23 protein-coding genes are annotated in these 21,119 nt (G+C 31.9%); 13 read left to right on the plus strand and 10 right to left on the minus strand.

The window, feature by feature from the left end; genetic code table 11:
- The 8 genes from hisC (at window position 1) to corA (ending at window position 6,516) form a co-directional block, all read left to right on the plus strand.
- Window positions 1-1,041, plus strand: a complete 1,041-nt coding sequence (gene hisC, locus JOOMADRAFT_RS13775) for a histidinol-phosphate transaminase (protein WP_008614410.1) — start codon at window positions 1-3, stop codon at window positions 1,039-1,041.
- Window positions 1,041-2,177 carry a bifunctional histidinol-phosphatase/imidazoleglycerol-phosphate dehydratase HisB gene (gene hisB / locus JOOMADRAFT_RS13780; protein WP_008614411.1) on the plus strand — a complete coding sequence of 379 codons (1,137 nt, stop codon included), beginning with the start codon at window positions 1,041-1,043 and terminating at the stop codon, window positions 2,175-2,177. The genes hisC and hisB overlap by 1 nt, the downstream gene beginning before the upstream one ends.
- Before the next feature lie 104 nt (window positions 2,178-2,281).
- On the plus strand, window positions 2,282-2,863 hold the full coding sequence (hisH, locus tag JOOMADRAFT_RS13785) for an imidazole glycerol phosphate synthase subunit HisH (protein WP_008614412.1): 582 nt from the start codon (window positions 2,282-2,284) through the stop codon (window positions 2,861-2,863).
- A 73-nt stretch (window positions 2,864-2,936) separates the two neighbouring features.
- The gene (hisA, locus tag JOOMADRAFT_RS13790; protein ID WP_008614413.1) at window positions 2,937-3,662 is read left to right on the plus strand and encodes a 1-(5-phosphoribosyl)-5-[(5-phosphoribosylamino)methylideneamino]imidazole-4-carboxamide isomerase; all 726 of its coding nucleotides are present in this window, start codon (window positions 2,937-2,939) and stop codon (window positions 3,660-3,662) included.
- Between the two features lie 115 nt (window positions 3,663-3,777).
- Window positions 3,778-3,987, plus strand: coding sequence for an alkylphosphonate utilization protein (locus JOOMADRAFT_RS13795; RefSeq protein ID WP_008614414.1), 210 nt, complete (start codon window positions 3,778-3,780; stop codon window positions 3,985-3,987).
- Window positions 3,988-4,743: an imidazole glycerol phosphate synthase subunit HisF gene (gene hisF / locus JOOMADRAFT_RS13800; protein WP_008614415.1), complete on the plus strand. Its 756-nt coding sequence runs from the start codon at window positions 3,988-3,990 to the stop codon at window positions 4,741-4,743.
- A gap of 49 nt (window positions 4,744-4,792) precedes the next feature.
- Window positions 4,793-5,389, plus strand: a complete 597-nt coding sequence (gene hisIE, locus JOOMADRAFT_RS13805) for a bifunctional phosphoribosyl-AMP cyclohydrolase/phosphoribosyl-ATP diphosphatase HisIE (RefSeq protein ID WP_008614416.1) — start codon at window positions 4,793-4,795, stop codon at window positions 5,387-5,389.
- Between the two features lie 35 nt (window positions 5,390-5,424).
- Window positions 5,425-6,516 carry a magnesium/cobalt transporter CorA gene (gene corA / locus JOOMADRAFT_RS13810; RefSeq protein WP_008614417.1) on the plus strand — a complete coding sequence of 364 codons (1,092 nt, stop codon included), beginning with the start codon at window positions 5,425-5,427 and terminating at the stop codon, window positions 6,514-6,516.
- 24 nt (window positions 6,517-6,540) lie between these two features.
- Here the strand turns inward: corA and JOOMADRAFT_RS13815 are convergent, their stop codons facing one another.
- The 4 genes from JOOMADRAFT_RS13815 to JOOMADRAFT_RS13830 form a co-directional block, all read right to left on the minus strand.
- Window positions 6,541-6,786, minus strand: coding sequence for a cysteine peptidase family C39 domain-containing protein (locus tag JOOMADRAFT_RS13815; RefSeq protein ID WP_083833479.1), 246 nt, complete (start codon window positions 6,784-6,786; stop codon window positions 6,541-6,543).
- Between the two features lies 1 nt (window position 6,787).
- On the minus strand, window positions 6,788-8,266 hold the full coding sequence (locus tag JOOMADRAFT_RS19735; protein WP_008614418.1) for a TlpA family protein disulfide reductase: 1,479 nt from the start codon (window positions 8,264-8,266) through the stop codon (window positions 6,788-6,790).
- 102 nt (window positions 8,267-8,368) lie between these two features.
- Window positions 8,369-9,202 (minus strand): hypothetical protein, encoded by an 834-nt coding sequence (locus tag JOOMADRAFT_RS13825; RefSeq protein WP_008614419.1) that lies wholly within the window; start codon window positions 9,200-9,202, stop codon window positions 8,369-8,371.
- A 549-nt stretch (window positions 9,203-9,751) separates the two neighbouring features.
- Window positions 9,752-10,588 (minus strand): sulfite exporter TauE/SafE family protein, encoded by an 837-nt coding sequence (locus JOOMADRAFT_RS13830; protein WP_008614421.1) that lies wholly within the window; start codon window positions 10,586-10,588, stop codon window positions 9,752-9,754.
- A 378-nt stretch (window positions 10,589-10,966) separates the two neighbouring features.
- Between JOOMADRAFT_RS13830 and JOOMADRAFT_RS13835 the strand changes: the two genes are divergently transcribed.
- The 3 genes from JOOMADRAFT_RS13835 to JOOMADRAFT_RS13845 all read left to right on the plus strand — a co-directional run bounded on the left by JOOMADRAFT_RS13835 (window position 10,967) and on the right by JOOMADRAFT_RS13845 (window position 12,998).
- Complete coding sequence (locus JOOMADRAFT_RS13835) at window positions 10,967-11,404, plus strand: hypothetical protein (RefSeq protein WP_157136688.1); 438 nt, start codon at window positions 10,967-10,969, stop codon at window positions 11,402-11,404.
- Between the two features lie 141 nt (window positions 11,405-11,545).
- On the plus strand, window positions 11,546-12,571 hold the full coding sequence (locus JOOMADRAFT_RS13840) for a TQO small subunit DoxD (RefSeq protein WP_008614423.1): 1,026 nt from the start codon (window positions 11,546-11,548) through the stop codon (window positions 12,569-12,571).
- A 1-nt stretch (window position 12,572) separates the two neighbouring features.
- The gene (locus tag JOOMADRAFT_RS13845) at window positions 12,573-12,998 is read left to right on the plus strand and encodes a DsrE family protein (protein ID WP_008614424.1); all 426 of its coding nucleotides are present in this window, start codon (window positions 12,573-12,575) and stop codon (window positions 12,996-12,998) included.
- A 62-nt stretch (window positions 12,999-13,060) separates the two neighbouring features.
- On the opposite strand, the gene JOOMADRAFT_RS13850 is transcribed toward JOOMADRAFT_RS13845, so the two are convergent.
- The 3 genes from JOOMADRAFT_RS13850 to epsC are packed head-to-tail and all read right to left on the minus strand — an operon-like array spanning window position 13,061 to window position 15,562.
- A complete protein-coding gene (locus tag JOOMADRAFT_RS13850; RefSeq protein WP_008614425.1) occupies window positions 13,061-13,882 on the minus strand; it encodes a sulfurtransferase in 822 nt (273 codons plus the stop codon).
- An 11-nt stretch (window positions 13,883-13,893) separates the two neighbouring features.
- The gene (gene cysM / locus JOOMADRAFT_RS13855) at window positions 13,894-14,781 is read right to left on the minus strand and encodes a cysteine synthase CysM (protein ID WP_008614426.1); all 888 of its coding nucleotides are present in this window, start codon (window positions 14,779-14,781) and stop codon (window positions 13,894-13,896) included.
- Window positions 14,774-15,562, minus strand: a complete 789-nt coding sequence (gene epsC, locus JOOMADRAFT_RS13860) for a serine O-acetyltransferase EpsC (protein ID WP_008614427.1) — start codon at window positions 15,560-15,562, stop codon at window positions 14,774-14,776. Before epsC ends, cysM begins: the two co-directional genes overlap by 8 nt.
- A 272-nt stretch (window positions 15,563-15,834) precedes the next feature.
- Between epsC and JOOMADRAFT_RS13865 the strand changes: the two genes are divergently transcribed.
- On the plus strand, window positions 15,835-16,515 hold the full coding sequence (locus tag JOOMADRAFT_RS13865; RefSeq protein ID WP_008614428.1) for a DUF2461 domain-containing protein: 681 nt from the start codon (window positions 15,835-15,837) through the stop codon (window positions 16,513-16,515).
- Here JOOMADRAFT_RS13865 and JOOMADRAFT_RS13870 read toward each other — a convergent pair.
- Window positions 16,512-16,958, minus strand: coding sequence for a transcription elongation factor (locus tag JOOMADRAFT_RS13870; protein ID WP_008614430.1), 447 nt, complete (start codon window positions 16,956-16,958; stop codon window positions 16,512-16,514). The two genes, JOOMADRAFT_RS13865 and JOOMADRAFT_RS13870, sit on opposite strands and share 4 nt — an antisense overlap.
- A 334-nt stretch (window positions 16,959-17,292) precedes the next feature.
- Window positions 17,293-17,700 (minus strand): hypothetical protein, encoded by a 408-nt coding sequence (locus JOOMADRAFT_RS13875; protein WP_008614432.1) that lies wholly within the window; start codon window positions 17,698-17,700, stop codon window positions 17,293-17,295.
- Window positions 17,701-17,890: 190 nt separating this feature from the next.
- Here JOOMADRAFT_RS13875 and JOOMADRAFT_RS13880 point away from each other — a divergent pair, with 190 nt between their 5' ends.
- Window positions 17,891-19,243, plus strand: coding sequence for an NAD-dependent succinate-semialdehyde dehydrogenase (locus JOOMADRAFT_RS13880; protein WP_008614435.1), 1,353 nt, complete (start codon window positions 17,891-17,893; stop codon window positions 19,241-19,243).
- 53 nt (window positions 19,244-19,296) lie between these two features.
- On the opposite strand, the gene JOOMADRAFT_RS13885 is transcribed toward JOOMADRAFT_RS13880, so the two are convergent.
- On the minus strand, window positions 19,297-21,093 hold the full coding sequence (locus JOOMADRAFT_RS13885) for a RagB/SusD family nutrient uptake outer membrane protein (protein WP_008614437.1): 1,797 nt from the start codon (window positions 21,091-21,093) through the stop codon (window positions 19,297-19,299).
- Window positions 21,094-21,119 lie beyond the last annotated feature (26 nt).

The raw sequence follows: 21,119 nt of genomic DNA on the forward strand, positions 1-21,119 counted from the left end.
ATGACATTCAATATAAATAACTTAGTTCGAGAGAACGTTAAGAAACTAAAACCTTATTCGTCCGCGAGGGATGAATTTAAGGACTTTGATAAGGATATGGTATTTTTAGATGCGAATGAAAACCCGTATAATAATGGGGTGAATCGGTATCCAGACCCACAGCAGCGCTCTCTAAAGGGAGAATTAGCTTTACAGAGACAAATAAAAGCTTCTCAGGTACTTTTAGGTAACGGAAGTGATGAAGTGCTCGATCTTATCTATAGAGCCTTTTGCGAGCCCAAAATTGATAATATCATTACACTTCCTCCAACTTATGGGATGTATAAAGTACTGGCCGAAACCAACGATGTGGAGAATAGAGAAGTTCTACTCACAGAAGATTACGAGCCAGATGTAACAGAGATTTTGAGAGTGGCAGATGCTAATTCTAAGTTGTTATTTATTTGTTCGCCTAATAATCCTACAGGGAATGCTTTTAAAGCAGATAAAATTGAAATTTTGTTGAAAAGCTTTCCTGGAATTGTTGTTATAGATGAGGCGTATATAGATTTTTCTGAGTCGCAAACTTGGGTGTCAAAACTTTCAGAGTATCCTAATTTAATAGTTACGCAAACTTTGTCTAAAGCTTATGGAATGGCTGGAATTAGATTGGGGATTTGTTATGCTTCAGAAGAAATTATTTCAGTAATAAATAAAATTAAACCCCCTTATAATGTAAATGAGTTAACTCAAAAAAAAGCTTTAGACAGAGTTTTAGACAAAGAGTCTGTTAAAAATGAAATAAGCTCTATTTTAATTGAAAGAAGTGCTTTATATGAAGTTTTACTTGAAGTTAATTTTGTGCAAAAAATATATCCGTCGGATGCTAATTTTGTGTTGGTAAAAGTTGACAATGCTAATTTACGTTATCAACAATTGCTAGATAAAGGTATTGTAATTCGTAATCGTTCTACGCAGCCTTTATGTGAAAACACTCTCCGATTTACAATAGGAACTCCTTCAGAAAACAAAAAATTAATAAAAGTTTTAAAAGAATTATAATGGCTAAAAAAGTACTTTTTATAGATCGTGATGGAACGCTTATAAAAGAACCTGCTGATGAGCAAATAGATGCCTTTGATAAATTGGATTTCTATCCTGAAGCATTTACATACATGAAAAAAATAGCAAACGAGTTTGATTATGAGCTGGTAATGATAACAAATCAAGACGGACTAGGGACTGAAGTGTATCCTGAAAACACGTTTTGGCCAGTGCATAACTTTATAATGCGTGCTTTTGAAAATGAAGGAGTGGCTTTTGATGAAGTCTTTATTGATAAAACCTTTGCAAAAGATAATGCTCCTACAAGAAAACCCAATACAGGACTCCTTACTAAGTATTTCTCAGAAGTATATAATTTAAAGGATTCTTATGTAATAGGCGACCGTCTTACCGATGTGGAACTTGCTAAAAACCTAGGGTCTAAAGCTATTTTTATTAATGATGAAAGCTATTTGGGAGCTGATGAAATTTCGGTTAAAAGAACTGATTTAGATTCTTTTATAGCGTTGGAAACAGCAAGTTGGAAAGCTATTTATGAGTTTTTAAAACTAGATAATCGTACTGCTCAGATTGAAAGAAAAACTAACGAGACAGATATTTTTATCAATTTGAATCTTGATGGAACAGGAAAGAGCGATATTAATACAGGCTTGTCTTTCTTTGACCATATGTTGGATCAAATAGCACGCCATGGGCAAATGGATCTTGTAGTTAAAGTTAATGGGGACTTAGAGGTAGATGAGCATCATACTATTGAAGATACTGCTATTGCATTAGGTGAAGTTTTTAGTAAAGCTTTAGGAAATAAGTTGGGAATTGAACGTTACGGATTTTGTCTTCCAATGGACGATTGTTTAGCGCAAGTTGCTATTGATTTTGGAGGGAGAAATTGGTTGGTTTGGGAAGCCGATTTTAAAAGAGAGATGATAGGGCAGATGCCAACAGAAATGTTTTATCACTTTTTTAAATCGTTTACAGATGGAGCAAAAGCCAATTTAAATATCAAAGCAGAAGGCCAAAATGAGCATCATAAAATAGAGGCTATTTTTAAGGCTTTTGCTAAAGCAATTAAGGTGGCTGTTAAAAGAGACTCAGAAAAAATGATTTTACCATCTACTAAAGGAATGCTTTAGATAAACAATGTAGATTACTGGTATTAAATTAATTAAATATTAATGTAGAAAATATACATATAGCTTATTTTTTACTTTTTTAATAGAATTTTTAAAATATAATAGTGGAAATAGCAATCATAGATTACGGAGCTGGAAACATTCAAAGTATAAAATTTGCTTTTCAGAGAATAGGAATTAATCCAGTATTAACTCATAACTCTGAAACAATATTGAAAGCAGATAAAGTTATTTTTCCAGGAGTTGGAGAAGCAAGCAGTGCTATGAAAAAATTAAAAGCAACTGGATTAGATGTTTTAATTCCGACTCTTAACCAACCCGTTTTAGGAATTTGTTTAGGGATGCAATTAATGTGTAAATTTTCTGAAGAAGGAAATACCAATGGACTAGGTATTTTTGATGCTGAAGTAAAGAAATTTAGCAACAAAGTAAAAGTTCCTCAAATTGGATGGAATCAAATATCAGCATTAAAAACAGATTTATTTGATGGGATATCTGAAAATGAATACATGTATTTAGTTCATAGTTTTTATGCACCCATTTGTTCGGAAACTATAGCCATTTCTAATTATGAACTGGATTATTCGTCAGCTTTGCAAAAAGAAAATTTTTATGGAACTCAATTTCATCCAGAAAAAAGTAGTAGTGCAGGACAGCGGGTGTTGGAGAATTTTTTGAAGTTGTAGATGAGATTAAAAGTACAAAGTATTTAGTACAAAGAATAAAGATAAGAGAGTATAGAACAAAGAATTTAGAGCAATGAGAATAATACCTGCAATAGATATAATAGATGGGAAATGTGTACGACTTTCTAAAGGCGATTACAATACCAAGAAAATATATAACGAGCATCCTTTGGAGGTTGCTAAAGAGTTTGAGGCTCACGGAATAGAGCACTTGCATTTGGTGGATCTTGATGGCGCTAAAAGCAAGCATATAGTAAATTATAAGGTTTTGGAAGCTATTGCTTCTAAAACAAGCTTAAAAGTAGATTTTGGAGGCGGATTAAAATCGGATGAGGATTTGAAAATAGCTTTTGAAAGTGGCGCTAATCAAATTACTGGGGGAAGTATTGCGGTTAAAGAGCCTGAAATTTTTGAAAATTGGATTAACACATATGGCAATGATAAAATTATTTTAGGAGCCGATGCCGACAAAGAGAAAGTAGCCATTTCTGGCTGGCAAGAAGAATCTGAGGAAAAATTAGTGCCTTTTATCGCTAAATACTTACAAAAAGGAATAGAATATGTAATTTGTACCGATATAAGTAAAGACGGGATGCTAGAAGGACCTTCGTTTGATTTATATAAGCGAATTATAGAAAATTCAGAAAAAATAAAACTGATTGCATCTGGAGGAATTTCAACCTTTGATGAGTTGCCAAAATTAGCGGACATTGGTTGTGAAGGAACTATTATTGGAAAAGCTATTTACGAAGGAAGAATTAGTTTAAAACAATTAGAAAACTATATACTTAACAAGTAATTTTTAAACGCTGTCTTTTTCTCTGAAATCCTATCGGGAGGAATTGGAAAGTTAGTAGTAGTTCAGTATCGTTCAATATAACAGAACGTTTTAAAAGTATCAAAATATAAATAGTATGGAAGTAAAAGATAGTAATGGAAATGTGTTAAACGACGGAGACTCGGTTCATTTAACAAAGGATTTAAAAGTTAAAGGGATGTCTAAAACCCTAAAACGAGGAAATGTTATTAAAAATATTAGGTTAACAGGCTCTCCAGATGAAGTAGAATGTAGAGTAGGAAAAAGTACTATTGTTCTAAAAACTCAATTTTTAAAGAAATCGTAAATGCTTACAAAACGGATAATCCCTTGTTTGGATATTAAGAACGGACGCACTGTAAAAGGTGTGAACTTTGTTGATTTAAGAGATGCTGGTGATCCTGTTGAACTAGCAAAATTATATGCAGAGAATGGAGCAGATGAGTTGGTTTTTCTAGATATTTCTGCTACAGAAGAGCGTAGAAAAACCTTAATAGATTTAGTGCTTCGTGTGGCAGAAAATGTAAATATTCCCTTTACTGTTGGAGGCGGAATTTCTTCGGTGGAAGATGTGGATGTATTATTGAAATCGGGTGCCGATAAGGTTTCTGTTAATTCTTCCGCAGTTAAAAATCCGCAGTTAATTAACGATTTGTCAGCTAAATTTGGAAGTCAGTGTGTAGTGGTTGCTATTGATGCTAAACAGATTAATGGTCAATGGAAAGTGCATTTGGTAGGAGGGAAAGTTCCTACCGATCTTAATCTGTTTGAATGGGCTAAAGAAGTGGAACAACGTGGAGCAGGAGAAATACTATTTACTTCTATGGATAATGATGGAACAAAAGATGGTTTTGCAAATGAAGCGTTGGCAAAACTTTCTACGGAATTAAATATTCCAATTATTGCTTCTGGAGGAGCAGGGAAAATAGCACATTTTACAGATACTTTTATTAAAGGAAAAGCAGATGCAGCATTGGCAGCTAGTGTTTTTCATTTTAAAGAAATAGAAATTAACGATTTAAAAGAAGTTTTAAGAACGAATAATATTCCTGTTCGATTATAAATGGAAACTCTTTTGTGAATATCAAAAAATAAGAATTTAAGGATAGAAAATGGAAATTGATTTTAATAAAAATAACGATACATTGGTTCCTGCAGTAATTCAAGATGCCAATACAAAGCAAATATTAATGCTTGGGTACATGAATGAGGAGGCTTATAAAAAAACTGTAGCTACACAAAAAGTTACCTTTTATAGTAGAACTAAACAGCGTTTGTGGACCAAAGGTGAAGAAAGTGGGAATTTTTTAATGCTAAAAGACATAAAGGTTGATTGTGATAACGATACTCTTTTAATTCAAGTAAATCCTGTTGGGCCTGTTTGCCATAAAGGGACCGATACCTGTTGGGCGGAAAAAAATGAAACCAGTTTTGGTTTTTTAAGCGAATTGGAAAAAATAATTTCTGATAGAAAAGAAAACCAAAATAATGAAAAGAGTTATGTAGCTTCTCTCTTTAGAAGTGGAATAAATAAGATTGCTCAAAAAGTAGGAGAGGAAGCTGTGGAGACAGTTATTGAAGCTAAAGATGATAATGAGGAATTGTTTTTAAATGAAAGTGCCGATTTACTTTTTCATTATTTAATTCTACTTCAAGCTAAGGGTTACACATTAAAAGACATTGCAAAAGTGCTTGAAGAGAGACATTAAGTTTTTCATATCTTTATAAAAAGCATTATTAGAATATGACTAAAAGAAAGCTAAATCTAAAAGATAAAATTCGACGTCCTTTTAAATCTATTCAAAAAGTTGGTAAAGCTCCTGGTACTGTTACCTATATGGGGCTTCGTAAAGATGGTACTTACAAAGTCTCTGTAACAGATTATGCGGACGATTTTTACCAAGCCGAAACACTTGCAAAAGTTGAAGACGCTTTTAAGTTTAGAGATACCGATACAGTTTCTTGGATAAATGTACAGGGTTTAAGCAACGAGGCAGAGATTGAGAAACTAGGAAAATACTACAATATTAATCCGCTTGTTTTAGAAGATTTAGTAAATACCAATCAGCGTCCAAAAGTAGATGAGTACGACGATTATGTGTTTTGTGTTTTAAAGATGCTTTATTTAGATGATAATTATAAGCTTATAACCGAACATGTAGCTTTGATTCTTACCGAGCATGCGGTATTGTTGTTTCAAGAAGTGGAGGATGATGTTTTTAAAGGCGTTAGAGAGCGTTTGGCTAATAAATTTGGTCGTATTCGAACTAGAGGAGCCGATTATCTTTTTTTTGCTTTAATTGATGCTATTATAGATCAATATTTTGTTATTCTAGAAGAATTAACAAATCAAACGGAGCTATTAGAAGAGCGTGTTTATAATAATCCGGAACAAGAAATAGCCTCTAATATTCAGGCTTTGCGTAAAGAAGTGCTAGCAATTAGAAGAAATGTATTTCCTGTAAGAGAGATCTCAAATAGGTTAGTAAAAACCGATCATCGTTTATTTCATCCAGAGACAAAACTTTTTTTAAGTGATGTAAACGACCATAGCATCCAAATACATGAAACCATTGAAATGCTTCGAGAAATGAGTATGAGTTTGATGGAAATGTATATGAGTAATGTGAGTAATAAAATGAATGAAGTAATGAAAGTACTTACAATTATGGCGAGTATTTTTATACCGTTAACCTTTATTGCAGGAATTTATGGGATGAATTTTGATTATATGCCCGAATTACATAATAAATACTCGTATTTTATTGTATTGGGAATTATGTTTTTAATTCTAGTATTAATGCTGGTGTATTTTAAAAGGAAGAAGTGGTTGTGATACTTTAGTTTTATCTTATAGAGATTAAGGTAAATTCCATGCCGTAGGAAGAATCTTTACAGAATTTGCTTGAGCATATATAAGTAATGTAACGGCTTTTTTGGTATCACTCAATTTTAACAGATTACTTCCTATTCTTGTGGTTTCAGAAAGTTCCCTGATTTCTTGAAGGGAAATAAGTTTTCCGTAATACTTAGCAATAATCCGAAGACAAGTGGAACCACAGTCTTTGGAATCTGGTTGTTTATAGAATGGGAAGTTTATTTTCAACTTATTTCAATAGGTATTTATCCAATAATTCTGTTATTTCAATACCGCTACTAGGTTCAGGAGCGTTTTGATGAACTAAGTTTCCCTTTTTATCATATAAAATATAACGAGGAATAGATTTTAATTTTAATTCTTTATAAAATTTGGCAGAAGGATAGTTTACTCCTAGGATGCTATTTTTATTTAATAGTAATCCCTCTTCTTTAGAAGCATTTATCCAATCGTTAAAATTTCTGTCTATAGAAATGTAGATAAAAACCACCTCCTTATCTTTGTATTTCTCTTGTAGTTTTTTTGATGCGGGCATCGCTGCTCTACAAGGGGCACACCAACTTGCCCAAAAGTCAATGTAAATTACCTTTTCTTTGTGTACTTCAATAAGTCTTTTTAAATTCGTTTTTATTTTATCTGTAGTTATTAAATATACACTATCTGTTGCTTTTTTAATAGTACTAAAATCAGTTAAATACCTTTCTTTAATATCAGAAATTAATACTTCTGACTCTTTTAATAGCGAAAATTCTTGAAATTTACTTTCAAAATCAAGTGTAGATTTTTCATTTGCTATCTGTTTAAGTAGATTATGCATAAGATACCTCTTTGATTGAGGAAGAAAGAGTTCAGACTTTTTAACATGATTATATTGTTCCAAAACATCATGCTCTTTAATTTCTCCTCCTTTACTATACTCTAAAAAAGAAACTCTCTGGAGGAATTCCTTGAAAAAATAATACTTGACGAGGCTATCATTTTGAAGCTCATTTAGCAAAAGATCTTTATTGTCTATGTAATATTCGTCTCCTTCATAAGTTGAAATGGAAAAGTTATATAAGTCAAATCTTATTTTTTGCGTTTGTAGAATATAGAAAGCTTCGGACAACATATTTTTATGGTAAAGGGAATCCAGAAATTTAGACTCTAAATTGTACTGTGAATTTAATCTTGTTAGATACTTCATAACCATATCATCTGGATTTTCTTTAGATGGAGAAATTTCTGAGAATTCAAAAAACATGAAATCCCTAGGCTTTATTTTACCTAAAACCTTTTCTTTTAATATGGCGTAGTCATTATCCATATATTTTTTGTTTTTTTCTTTATTGTATACATGATATTTTGGAAAATCGTTCTTAATAGAAGTGTAGATAATAGAATCACCAGAATTAAATAGATAATATATGTTTTCCAATCTGTATTGATGTCTTAAGATAATTTCGTCAAAATTTATTTCTAAACTATCTAATTTTGTGTTGGAATCCATAACAATTACTTGATCTATATAAGGATTCTCCTTGGTTATGAATGTAATTACAGGACTATATTGAGCGTATTTAATATTAGGAATGATCAAGGTATCTTTAATTTCTCCTAAAAAAGTAAAATTAATTTTGCCTTTGTTTTTTTTAGTTGTTTTTATATCATCTGTGTCTTTACATCCAATGATTATAAAGAACAAAAAAATTAATGTTAATAACTTCATGATGTGATTATTTAAAATTAAAAATCACCCCCGTAATATTTTATCCATCTTAAAACAGTATCTGTAGTAGTATCTTCTTCAGAGACTACTAAAACATTAATTTTATCTACACCAGTAAAATAGTTTAATATGATTATACTTTTTTCTCTTTATTTCTTTACATGCCACTTGCCCTCTCTTGTATTTTGAGTGCTTCTCTTCTAAAGATTCCAGCCCTAATTCCTTCCTTCGTCTATTTATTTGATTAAATAAAGTTGTGTCCTTAGTATCAGTAATTTCATTATAAATTTCAGCATTGCATGAAGCGTCTGTGCCGAATCTTGCTTGAAAATCCATAATAGAAGCATACTGATTCGGGGGCATATTCCCTTTTTTAACTTCATTTAAAAACATATTATTATATGTACACGGTTTAGGTTGCATATAATAGTGAAGTAAAATAGTTCTTGCTGTCACATTACTAAAACTATACCTGTATTTATAGCTATCATTTTGAGCCCCATTTCTACATAGCCCGATATTTCGTTCACCTGGATATCCGTACTTTTTTATTAACGGGATAAGCCTGTTCTCGACAATCTTACTAACAATACTGTCATACACAATCTCGTATTTCTTAGCATTGTTAGAATCTACTTTTGATAAAGAATAGAGGTAATATACTTTCCATTTATGATCTATTTTGGTTAGTGCATATAAAGAATCTCTTAACGTGGTGTTTATTTGATTTGCAAATACTTTATTGTATTTAATATATTTCTTTAACAAATACTTATCAAGCCTTTTGTTTTTGATATAATTATTCAACAGAGAGTCATTTGTAATATCTTTTATAGTCAAACCACATTTAAAAGTTACAATTGCAAAATCTTGAAATAGATTCTTATTATCTATATACGCACTGGTCTGAATCGCTGTAAAAGAATGACCTGCCAAAAGGTTTATCTACATTAGAAAATGCTTCATTATACATTACCAAAGCACTATCATGTTGCTTTTTTAATATATAACTTTCAGTATTGTTAATCGTTCTTGTATATTTAATGTAGTCTATAGGTCTTTTCTTTGTGCCAGTAGTATCTATGCTATAACCCGATAAAGTTATAACTAAAAGCCCGCCTAATACTAAAAGCATTAATTTTTGTTTGGGATAATTATTTTTTGTACTGGTTGCATAATTTCAACATTTATAAAGATTGTAGGGTGTGGATATTATTTTCGGCTTCGTACACAATTATTAATTATTTTTTTCTACAATATAATGAAAAAAAAACTATAAAAGGATATGTATTTGTATTTTTTTATTTAGACTAACTCATTTTTAATTTGATATAATGTATTTGTATACATGTCTTTACATGTTCTAAATAGCATTGTTTCTTTTAAAAGAGTGATCATTTCATGGGGATATTCTGTTTATACTAGCTATTTATGAAGATTAAATCCTCTATTCTAGAAAGTTATATTTTATCTACTTGAAAGAAACTACTTTATAATAAAATTAGACATCATAACTAAAGCGGCTAGTACCAACCCCATTCCTATAAGCTTTTCTAGGGTTTTATTTTTCATTTTTAAATTTAATCGCTGGCCTCCTAAAGCACCAGCTGCAAAACCGAGCATAATTGGCCATGCTTTATCAAATTGGATATGACCGAGTATAAAATGACTAAATGTTCCTGTAGTACTAGTAATAACAATCATAAATAGGGCAGTAGCGGTAGCAATTTTGGCAGGCATTTTAAAAACTTTTAGCATAATAGGTGTTTTTAAAAATCCGCCTCCTATTCCAAAAAGCCCTGCTAGTGTACCTGCTAAAAGTCCAAAAAACAATACCATCCAAACACTAAAACGGTAGGCAACGTGGTTTTTTGTGTTTTTAATAATGTATCGAGGTTTGTATTTATTTAAATGATAGAAAAAACCTCCGTTCCCTTTTTTGTCTTTTTTTCCTTTTTTTAAGAAGAAAGAGATTCCAAGAAAAAGAACTAAAATTGCAAATAATATTTCTAAATGTTCTGCTGAAATATATGAGAGTAGTAAGGTTCCTAATACTACTCCAAAAATAGTTGGGATTTCCAAAAGGATTCCCATTTTAAAATCCACAAAACCTTCCTTTCGGTTTAAATAAGTAGAAATTAAGGAAGAGGGAATTAGAGAAATCATTACCGAACCCACTGCCGTTGTTAGTGGGAAATGAAAAACAGTAATTAAAATAGGAACCATAAATATTCCACCACCAAAACCAACTACAGATCCAAACATACTAATGGTAAAACTGATTAAAATAAGGATAATGGTTATAATGATTACTGTTTCCATAGTTGTAAATTGTTGTATTACTACAAATTTAGAACATTTCTTTTGTAAGAAAATCTATTAGCTTAATAGGGAGTGTTAGTAGCAAGTACAAAATCACTTCAAATGTCTTTTCAGAATAGTTATTTTGTAACTTAATTATTTTAAATAGTGTTTGGCTTTATGGTTTTTTTAGTAGGGTTTAGGAATCTAATTTATAAATTATTGTTGTGCTATAAAAGTTAACGGAATTTATTGAACCAAAGAATTACATGCTTTAAATGAGGGTTTTAGTAATATGGTTTCTTTAAACAGCTTATTTTTTATGGTAGTTAAGATTTAGTCTTTTTTCTTATTGCAAAGCGGTCTTGAATTTTCACTCGGACATATATGTTTATAAATATGAATTTTTTAACAATCATTCTTATTTATAAACTTATTTTTGCGATAGTGATGTTAAAGGGCTATAAAATAAAATTTGAGGCACATTATTTTGTGCTTATACTGCTAAGTATTTTACTTTTAAGCTCTCCATGTTCTGCTAGAAACTCCATGCAGGATTTTGCAGGTTTGGAAAAAACTTCTACGCTTAATAAAAGCAAAACAGCACAAACCTTTAATAGATGCGTAGCAATAAGTAAGCATTATAAAGAAGGAAGATCTAAGGTTAAAAGAGTACAAATAGCACTTACTAAACTTTATTTCTCCAAATTTTCTATGATTACTTTTTCAGCAAGAAATCAAAATGGGAAATTTGATTCTTCAATATTGTATTGTTACAATCATTTAGGGGTTCCTATGTATATTTTGTATGAGAATATGCAAACTTACCTTATTTAAATACCAGCATTTTGAAGAGGATTTTATTCCTCAGGAAGACTTTCTAATTATTCTATTAAGTTAATTAGAGATGAATATTGGTCTTCCTATGCAATTGTTTTTATAAGGAAAGCAAAATATTCTAACACAAAATTTATATTGATGAATAAAATTAATAAGCAGTCATTTTCTATGGCTGGACTTTTTACACTCTCGCTGCGCTTGGTGGTAGGGTGGACATATTTTTCTGCCTTTTGGAGGCGATTAATACTAAAGGATAAATTAGATCCAGAACTTCCGGGATATATAGGGGAGAAGTTTAATCATTTTCTTCCTAATGCCTTAGGTATAAAGCCGATTATTCAGTTTTTAGTTGAAAACCCAGATCATTTATGGTTCGCAATGATGAGCTTTACTATTATTGAAGGAATAGTAGGGCTGTTTATAATGTTTGGGTTATTTACGCGCGCTATGAGTGTAGGAGTTTTTGGCTTGGCAATGGGGATTTTACTTGGTTCTGGATGGATTGGTACAACATGCTTAGACGAGTGGCAAATTGGCGTTTTAGGAATTGCAACTGGCTTTACTTTGTTTTTGAGTGGTAGCGGATACTTTTCGTTCGACCAATATCTTATGAAAAAAGAATTCCGAATTACTAAATGGAGGTATTGGAATTGGATTGGATCGGGCAGCTTACCCATTAACCTTGCTGTTTATAAGCGGATTGGCTTAGTGGGAGCTTTTATTATACTTTTTATAACGCTTTATACTAATCAATACTTTCATGGAGGACTCTGGGGAACATTACATAATAAATCTGTGAAACCTAAAGTAGAGATTTATGAGGCATCTATTAAAGAATCTAGTTTAGTATTTGATGTTTATAGAGTGGAAGGTGTTGATGTTTACGGCTCATTTTTAATTAGTGCTTCTTTAAAAGACAGTAATGAGAATGACATTTACCGTATAAATGGCGAAGCATTAGCAGCTTTAAAAAAGGATCAAATTAAAAATTACTATATCGCTAAGGTAAAACCAGGAAAGCATAGCTTAATAATACCATTAGGGGCTAAGGCTACTATAAATTTGAATGATAATAAATTTAATCAACTCTCAAAAGGAAAGTATACATTAACTCTTACTGATGTTAGTGGGATTTTTTGGGAAAAAGAAATAATAATTAAATAAAATGATAAGAAAAGTAATAATTTTAAGATTGATAATAATACTAACTTTTATAGGAAGTATGGCAAATGCACAAGAAGTTGAGAAAGATGTATTGCATAACTATTTTGTTTTAACCAGAAAGATAGAGCAACTAAAACCAATAGCTTTAGCTGCTAAAAAACTTAAATTAGAAGATGGGAATAGTTATGGGGAATTTCATGTGGTTATCTGCGGAAAGGGAGTAGAGCAATTGGTGGAGAAAAAACTTATGAATCCATATCTAGATTTACTATTAAAAAATGAAATTAAAGTTTTTGCCTGTGGATTCTCTTTACAGAAGTTTAATGTAAAAGAGGAAGAATTGCCTATTGGTATTAATGTGAAAGAAAATGGAATTTTATACGCGTTTCAAGTTCAGAAAAAAGGATTTTTGAGTGTAAGTTTATAATTATTAAAGAGGCTGTTACTAAACAGTCTCTTTTTTAAAGGTATTTAGCGGTAACACCAAAACTACTTTAAATGTCCTTCCAAAGTAGCCCATTCTGTCCATGAGCCATCATAAATAGATTTTTTGCAGTTTATGATACCTTCAGAAGCTAATAAAACTATGCATGCAGTAATTCCAGAACCACAGGAAAAAACTAATTCTGAAGGGTTTATTGCTGAAATGCGTTTAAAAACAACCTCTAATTCAGCTTCAGACTTAAAGCATCCATTTTTTAATATTTCAGAATAAGGAATATTGATAGAATTTGGAATAGCCCCACTTTTTAATTCCTTCCGCGGATCGTCTTCAGTATTATTGAATCTTCCTTTAGACCTAGCATCAATAGTAATAATTTTTTCAGAAGAAATATGCTTTTTAATAAATAGATAACTCCTCAGCGCATCTGTTTTTAGAAAATCTACTTTAAAATTACTTGTTGCTACATCGGTTTTATAGTTATTAATTACTTCAAATCCGTCAGCTATCCATTTAGTGAGTCCTCCATTAAGTACATATACATTGTCAAATCCTATAGTTTTAAGCATCCACCAAACTCTAGGACTCGTATAAATACCATCTATATCATAAACAATAATGTCACTATTTTTATGAATTCCGAGTTTTCTACATCCTTTTTCAAACTTTTCTATGGAAGGAAATGTATTCGGAAACCTTGCTTCTGGATTGCTAAAATCATTTTTTAAATCAAAATACTGAGCATTTTTGATACACTTTCCTTCTAACTCCATTGGAACTTTAGAAGGAAATGTAGCATCTAGAATAATAAGATTAGGATTATCTATTCTTTTAGCAAGCCAAGTTGTGGAAACAATATTTTTACTCACAAGCTAAGAGATTAATCAAATAAATCGGACGATAAATAACGATCCCCACGGTCGCAAATAATGGCAACAATAACCCCTTTTTCTATGGTTTCAGCAAGTTTTAATGCGGCAGCTACGGCACCTCCACTACTCATTCCAGCAAAAATCCCTTCTTTTTTAGCAAGTTCTTTAGCCATATTTCTAGCCTCTTCCTCACTTACTTCAATAACTTGATCTACTTTTTTTGGATTAAATATTTTTGGAAGGTAAGCTTCTGGCCATTTTCTAATTCCTGGAATTTTAGCTTCGTCTGTAGGTTGTACACCTACAATTTGTATTTGATGGTTTTGTTCTTTTAAATAAGAGGAAGTTCCCATAATAGTTCCTGTAGTCCCCATGGACGACACAAAATGGGTGATTTTCCCATCGGTATCACGCCAGATTTCAGGCCCTGTAGTTTTATAATGTGCTTTCCAATTATCGTCATTTCCAAACTGATTAAGCATTACGTAACCTTCATTCTTAACCTTATTTTCGGCATAATCTCTAGCGCCCTCAATACCAACTTCAGAAGAAGTTAGCGTTAATTTTGCTCCATAAGCACGCATTGTTTGGACACGTTCCTTAGTGGAGTTTTCTGGCATTACCAGTTCTAAATCTAAATGAAACAAACTAGCAATCATGGCAAGTGCAATTCCTGTATTGCCACTTGTAGCTTCAATTAGCTTTGTGTTTTCTGTGATATCGCCTCTTTCAAGAGCACTTTTTATCATATTATAAGCGGGGCGGTCTTTTACACTCCCACCAGGATTATTGCCTTCTAATTTTAAAAGTAGTTTTACGTTTGGGTTTTTTATTAATACTTTGGCTTCTACCAAAGGGGTATTTCCTATTTGATCTAATATTGAGGTACTATTCATTAGTAACAGTTTTTATTTTAATATCTGGAGTGTGAGAAACTATAGAATTGGCGGGAATTGATTTTGTTAACCATACATTTCCTCCAATAATGCTATTTTCTCCAATAACAGTATTTCCTCCTAGAATAGTTGCATTTGCATATATAGTAACGTTTTTTTCTATTGTAGGATGTCTTTTTGTGTTTTGTAGGTTTTTAGCAACATACAATGCTCCTAAAGTAACACCTTGGTAAATTCTTACATGATCTTTAATCACAGCAGTTTCTCCAATTACAATCCCAGTAGCATGGTCTATAAAAAAAGACTTTCCTATCTCCGCACCAGGGTTAATATCTACCCCTGTAAGTCTATGTGCATATTCTGTCATGAGTCTTGGTACTAAAGGAAAACCAACAGCATAAAGTTCATGCGCTAATCTATATATTGCAATAGCATAAAAACCTGGGTAGCATAAATAAACTTCTTCTTTAGAAAGTGCTGCAGGGTCATCTTCTACAAATGCTTTAGCATCTAGATTTAGTAATTCTAAAATATAAGGAAGCTTTTTAATGTAATTATCCCACAATTTTGCGCAAGGCTTTTCAACATCCCAACATGCTAAATCTACCAATTCTTCAAAGGTATCTTCTAGCTTCTTCATGTTTTCTTCCACAGGAGTTTCTGCGTCAAAAAGCGTATAAAATAAGATATCTGTAAATCTTTCGGCTGTTTCTTTTAATCTAAATTTTAAATTTGGTTGTTGTTTATGCTCTTTTATACTTTCAATAATAGATGTTCCCATATTTCGCAATTTACATTTTATATGCGTTACTCGATAATCGAGATTTTAATGCCTCGACGCTTATATCGAAATATTTATATCTTCCCTTTCAAGCCATATTTAGGCTTGCTCGAGGGAGTTTGTTTTATAATTTCGGGTATTCACTTTAAATACTCTCTAATTACTCGGTAGAGTAACTTCTCTAATTGATATTTCAAAATTAAGAATTATTACTACTTAAACACATTCTATTTGTATAACTTTATCGAAGTTTCACAAAACAGTTAAGTCGTATGTCCAATACTCACATTTCAAAATCTACCTATAATTTTTTAAATGAATTGAAAAAAAATAATAACCGAGAATGGTTTAATGAGCATAAAAAGGAGTTTAAAGCTGAAGAAAAGAAGGTGAAAGGATTTTATCAAGAATTAATGATAAAAATGAGAATGCATGATGAGATTGATGATTTAAAGATGTTTAGAATATATAGAGATGTTCGGTTTTCGGCTAATAAACAACCTTATAAAGAGCATTTATCGGGGTCTTTTAGTAGAGTGAAGCCACGCTTAAGAGGCGGGTATTATTTACATATAGAACCTGGGAATACTTTTTTAGCATGTGGATTTTGGGCTCCCGAAAAAGAAGACTTACAAAGAATTAGAAAAGAGTTTGAGTTGGACGATCAAGAGATTCGAGAAATTTTAAATGAGGATAGTTTTAAAAAGCAATTTGGAAGCATAGAAGGAGAGGAGCTTAAAACTGCTCCTAGAGGTTTTGATAAAGAGCATCCAGCAATAGATTTAATACGCAAAAAGCAGTATATCGTTATTAAAAAATTTACAGATAACGATGCATTGGAAGCTAACTTTATTGATAAAATAGATGAAGCTTTTAAAACAGTTCGCCCATTTTTTGATTATATGAGCGATGTTTTAACAACCGACTTAAATGGGGTTTCGTTATTAGATTAATAAATCTTTATAATCTTAAATGTGTTATTGTTAAAGCTTATAGATTCTCCTACTTTTTTATCTATTAAAAGTTGACCTACAGGAGCTTCTTTAGAGATAGCAAAATAAGTGGTATTATCTAAGGTGATTTTTCCTAAAGGAATAGAAAGAAAGAAATTTCCATTGCTGCATTCCACTAAACTCCCTTGTTTGACAACTTCATTAGATTGAAAAATATCAACTTGTTTAAGTTTTGATTTCAGCTTATTTGCTTCGTCTAAATATTCTAATATTTTAGTGAAATTACTGCCATATCCACTGCCGCTGCTTCCTTCATCCTCATCGCCTTTTGTTTTGTCTTCATTCTCTACAGACTCTTTAATTATATTTATTTCCGTTCTATAGCGTTCTATTCTTTCATTTAAAATGTCTAAGCATTTACGGTATAATTGTTCTTTAATCATTAGTTATATTCATTAATATCTATTGTAAAAATAGCGTATAATAAGCTTCTATTTTCTAAAATTTATTTAAAAAATAGTTATTTTGAGTTTTTATTGGTCTCTAATATGGTCTAAAACTTTGCAATTTTATTACAGCCCTTTTTAGGTATTAAAAATTTAGCTGCAAATATTACAAATGCATAATTCTCTCCATTGTTGGGTTGCAGATATGGAATGATATGGGGTAAAGAGGTGTTTGTAAATTTGTTGCAAACACGTTTTAAGTCCGCTACAAACCTCTGCAACTATTGTAGAGAGTTTTTAGTTGTTTAATTAGTATAAAATCAATGATATACTAAACCAATACTTCGTTTTCTAAAAGCTGAATTTGATCTTTCAAACGTTCCACAACAATATTCATCATTCGTTTATTTAATGCGGAAGAATTTTCAATATAAATAAGATATTCATCAACTGTAAACTGACCAATAATAATTCCTTTTAAGGAGTTTCGAAACTTAATGTCTTTCTGAATGGCGTTTTCAATATAATGAAACCTTTTTTCAAGCGAAAAAGTGAAGAATACACCTTTGTGCTTATTTGCATAATTCTTAAAAGCTTCTAATAATAAATCGTTTTGCAATTTAATAACGGGTCGTAGCGTAACGTTTTGGAAACGCTCGTCTTTGCTCATTGAATCGTAAATAATTGCTGATGGAATTTCTGGACGTACACTTAGTAAATCCGATGTTCTAGTGTCCATAATTGTGAAGTTTTACTAAAGGTATAAATTATTAAAGCGCTTAAAATTGATAGCGTTAGATAGTTTTCAACGATGTTATAAACAAATAACATTCTTTTAAGAAGAGAAAGAAATGCAAAATGGTAAATTAGTGTACTGCTTCAGCGTAAGTTTTGAAGTGTTAAAAATTGGTTATTGAAAAATATAAGTTATGATTCACTCTATAAATCCTTATACAGGAGAAAAGATATATAGTTTTACCCCTTTGTCAACAAAAGAAATTTCAGAAAAGATTGATGAAGCAGATTTAGTTCAGAAAGAGTGGAAGAAAACATCTTTTAGGGAACGAGCTAAATTAATGACGAAAGCTGCAGAGGTATTAAAAAAGAGAAAAAAAGCATATGGCGAAGTAATTTCAAAGGAGATGGGAAAGCCTATAACACAGGCTATTGCTGAGGTAGAAAAATGTGCGTGGGTATGTGAGTATTATGCAGAAAATGCAGCAAGCTTTTTAAAGGATGAGTTTATTGAAACAGATGCCCAAAAAAGTTATGTTTCTTATAATTCTTTAGGAGTTGTATTGGCTGTAATGCCATGGAATTACCCTTTTTGGCAAGTGTTTAGATTTGCAGCTCCAGCATTAATGGCTGGAAATGCAGGAGTATTAAAGCATGCTTCATCAGTAATGAAAAGTGCAAATAATATTCAAGAAGTATTTGAAGAAGCAGGGTTTCCTAAAGGATTGTTTCAGAATTTAGTTATTGGGAGCGATAAAGTAGAATCTGTAATTAAAAATAAAAAGATTAAAGCAGTAACCTTAACTGGGAGTAAACCAGCAGGGAGTGCTGTTGCTGGTGTTGCAGCTCAAGAAATTAAAAAAGCAGTACTAGAACTTGGTGGAAATAATGCTTTTATTGTTTTAGATGATGCAGATTTAGAAAAAGCAGTAGATGTAGGAGTAAATGCACGCTATCAAAACACTGGTCAGAGTTGTATTGCGGCAAAACGATTATTATTACAAGAGGATATTGCAGAAGCTTATTTAGAAAAATATGTAGAGAAAGTAAAAAAACTTAAGAGTGGAAATCCTTTAGAAGGAGATACTTATATAGGAGTATTAGCAAGAGAAGGCTTGGCAAAAGATATAGAAAAACAAGTTAATGACTCAGTAAAAATGGGAGCGAAGCTTTTATTAGGAGGAGAACGTAAGGGAGCTTATTATGCTCCAACAATTATTACAGATGTTACAGATGAAATGCCAGTTTTTAAAGAAGAGACTTTTGGACCAGTAATTGCTGTGAAAACATTTAAAACATTTGAAGAAGCTATAGAAATTTCCAATAATTCTGAATTTGGTTTAGGAGTTTCCATATTTTCAAAAAACATTAATAAAGTACTGGAAAACGTTTCTAAGTTTGAAGAAGGTGCAGTATTTATAAACGAACTTGTAAAATCTGATCCGAGGTTACCTTTTGGAGGCATTAAAACTTCTGGTTTTGGGAGAGAGCTAAGTAGTTTTGGTATTAAGGAGTTTGTAAATATAAAAACAGTCTATGTAAAATAAATAAAGCCTCCTAGAACATAGGAGGCTTTAAATTATCTACAGCATATTAACTATTAATATCCAGGATTCTGCGTTAATGTAGGTTGTCCGCTTTCATCAACACTTAAATCAATTTGCGCTTGAGGAATAGGATAGTATTCGCTTCTTCCAGGAATAAACTTTCCACCTCTTACGTCGGTTGTAATGCTACCTTGATAAGCAAAATATGCATTTAAAGTTTGTTCAGCAATACCCCAGCGTACGAGGTCAAAGAAACGATGTCCTTCCATGGCTAATTCTAATTTTCTTTCAAAATAAATAGCTTTTAAAGCATCTTCTTTACTTCCAAATTGAGCAGTTGTATATTCGCTAATATTATAATTAGCAGCATTAGTGCTTTCGTCAAAACCAGCTAGTGGATCACTAGGGTCTACATAATCTTTTAAGAATCCATCTGGATTAGCAGCTCTTCTTCTCACACGATTAACGTATTCCATAGCTACAGGCAGGCTTCCTGCTTGTGCTTCTGCCTCGGCAGCCATTAGTAATACATCTGCAAAGCGGATAATATGTACATTTATAGCAGTACCAGGTGCCCAAGAGCTTTGATCCGCATATTTATCTTGAGTTGCTTGCCAATAAATATTCTTTTTAGGAGCATATGGACCTCCGTAAGCTTGATCTCTAACCCAAGCAGCACCAGGATGATAGCCCCAATCGTGGAAAGGAACACCTCTACGACCAACTGTCCAGTCTACTCTAGGGTCTAAAGAACCAGTATATGGAGTAAAAGAAGCATCTGCTGAAATACCCATATCGTTTTTAACAGGGTTTTGATTATAATTATTTAAATCTGGAAGACCTGTTGTTGCTTCTGTTTTATAGGAATTTACAAGTTCTTGAGTTGGTTGTAAAAATCCACAACATCTAAACGGGCTGTTATATGGGAAATTTAATTTCCCCCCTTGATTAGAGTTGGCAATAGTACCAGTACCATCATTAGCAACCATTTGGATATCAAATACTGTTTCTGCATTGTTTTCGGTGGCAGCGTCAAAGTTATCTTTAAAGTTAGCTACTAAGTCATATTTTTCACCTGCAGAATTTACACCCATATTAATAACATCAGTAAATATATCTTTTGCTTCTGTAAATTTATGCTGATATAGATATGTTTTTCCTAAATATGCAGCAGCAGCCCATTTATTAGCTCTGGCAAAATCTCCTTGAGTAGCAGGTAAGTTTTGATAGGCAAACATAAAATCCGCCTCAATCATTGGCCAAATATCTTGGTCGTTCGGTTGTTTCGGATCTTCTGTTGTTTCATCAATCCAAGGAACCATATTGAACATTTTCTTTAGCTCAAAATAATAATGTCCTCGTAAAAATCTAGCCTCAGCAATAATTTTCGCTTTATCAGTATCTGAAATATCTTCAGCTTCGTTACAATAAAATATAGTATTATTACTTCTTTTAATTCCTTCATACGTAGCTCTCCATTTTGTGTTGAAAAAACCATTGGAAGGATCTGTTGTGAATTTAGCAATTGGATCTATTGCAGGCTGATCCCCTCCAAAACTACCTTTGCTGGCAATTCCACCAACTACTGTTCCATAAATCCAATTATCAGGAGCCGCTTCCCATGGGTTGCCTCCTCCTAAAGCTTCTCCACCAGTTGTGTTTCCTTGCCCATCTAAAGCTGCATAAGCACCAATTAAGAGAGCTTCTACACCTGTTTGTGTAGCTACTTGCTCCTCAGGTAAAGCACCAATTGTGGGTTGCTCTAAAAAGCTGTCAGCACAAGATCCAAATAGAATCATGACTATTAAAATAGGAGTGTATAAGTATCCTATCTGTTTTATATATTTCATAAATTTTATCTTTTTAGTGTTCATAA

The sequence above is a fragment of the Galbibacter orientalis DSM 19592 genome (assembly GCF_000260115.1).
GTDB lineage: Bacteria > Bacteroidota > Bacteroidia > Flavobacteriales > Flavobacteriaceae > Galbibacter > Galbibacter orientalis.